Raw genomic sequence first — 1,630 nt, forward strand, 5'->3', positions numbered from 1 at the left:
GGGTGAGGTGGTTCCCGTCGTCCGTCAGGCGGTCGGGCTGGGCGGCCAGCATGCGGCGCACCACCGGTTCCGGCATGCGGATCACCACGGGCTGGGGAAGGGTGGTCTCGCGTACCGCCCGGGTCGTGCGGCCGCGGATCCGTTCGGTCACCGCGGCCTCCACCCGGACGTCGAGGGTGAACTGGACCAGGACCGCCTTCGTCTTGGGCTTGTGGACCGGCATCGAGCCCGCGGAGTTGGCCGTGGCGTCCGTCGTACCGCCCGAGCCGCCCGCGGTGCCGATGAGCTGGTTGAGGCGGAACTGGTCCGCGTTGAGCACGCCCAGGCCGAACGCCCCGCGGGCCGCCCTGCCGTGGTCGGCGGAGCTCTGGCCGTCGGCCTGGGTGGGGCGCGGCGCCTCCAGGTGGCTCTGGCCGACCGTCTCGAAGGTCATCTTGTCGCCCAGGCCCAGGACCCGGCCGTGGCGCAGCCGGGCGTGGACGGAGGCCCGCAGGTCCTGGCCCTCCGCGCCGGTCGCGTGCACCGGCGGCAGCTCGACGCCCGCGGAGGTGAGCAGCGGCAGCGCGGCGATCATCCACTCGGTGGAAACGGCCTCGCCGAGGGTGTACGCGGCGGCCTGCCCCCGGTCGCGGAACCGCGCCCCGCCGCCCGCCGCCCGGACCGCCGTGCCGACCAGCTCGCGGACCTGTGGCGCCCCCCGGAAGCCGTTGACCTGCGCCTCCATCGGGAGGCGCACCCCGCCCGCCCGCCAGGCGCCGAGCGCGGTGCCGCGGTCGCCCGGTCCCCGGGCGGCGAGGTGGTGATCGGCGGCCGGGAGCTGCACCCGGGAGAGGGCCTCCAGGTCCTTGCGCAGGATGCGCTGGACCAGTGTCAGACGGTCGAGCCGGGCCGTCTCCAACCGGCCGCCGCCCTTGTACAGTTCGAGGGTCGCCGAGATCGGCACGTCGGTCTTCGCCGAGCGGGCGGAGCTGTCCGCGACGGCCTTCATCCCGAACTGGCCGCGGCGGACGTCGCCCCGGCGCCGTGCCCCGCCCGACGCGTGGGCGAGTCCGCCCGCGCCGCCGACGCTCTTCCACGTGCCCTTTCCGGAGTCGGGTCGGCCGGACAGGCCGAGGACGCCCTCGACACCGGTGCGGGAACTCTTGTCGTGCGATGCGGACTCCTGGACCAGCGCCGAGGTGATGTACTCCATGTCCCGGCCGTCGTTCGCGTCGCTCGCGTACGTCCCGTCCCCGGTCCGGTTCACCTTGAAGACCGCCCAGTACGGGGTCCTGCGGTCGTCGAACAGCTCGACGGTCACCCCGCCGTCCATGGCGCTGGACAGCAGCCCGGCGGAGCCGTCGCGGTCCAGCACGCGCAGCAGCCGCTGGACGTTGTCGTTGCGGTCGTCGAGCTGCCGGCGGGGCAGCAGGCTCTCGGCGAGGGCCTTGTGCCGGCCGCGGGCGAGCCGGGCGCGCAGCTCGCCGAGCAGCGGGACGAAGTCCGGGAGGCGCTCGACCATGCCGAAGCCGAGGGCGCGGGCTGCGTCCAGGCGTGGCGTTCTCCGGCAGCGTCTCCTGCCGCGCCTCCTACCGGGCAGCCGGCGGTCCGGGTGCGGTCGAGACGGGCGGCGGCGGCCTGAGCTTGGTCG

1 pseudogene is annotated in these 1,630 nt (G+C 75.4%); it reads right to left on the reverse strand.

The features are described 5' to 3' along the window. Positions 1-1,501: pseudogene (locus EF918_RS35490) on the reverse strand (hypothetical protein); the annotation flags it as partial. Positions 1,502-1,630: the final 129 nt, after the last annotated feature.

The organism is Streptomyces sp. WAC06614 (assembly GCF_003949795.1).
Taxonomy (GTDB): Bacteria; Actinomycetota; Actinomycetes; order Streptomycetales; family Streptomycetaceae; genus Streptomyces.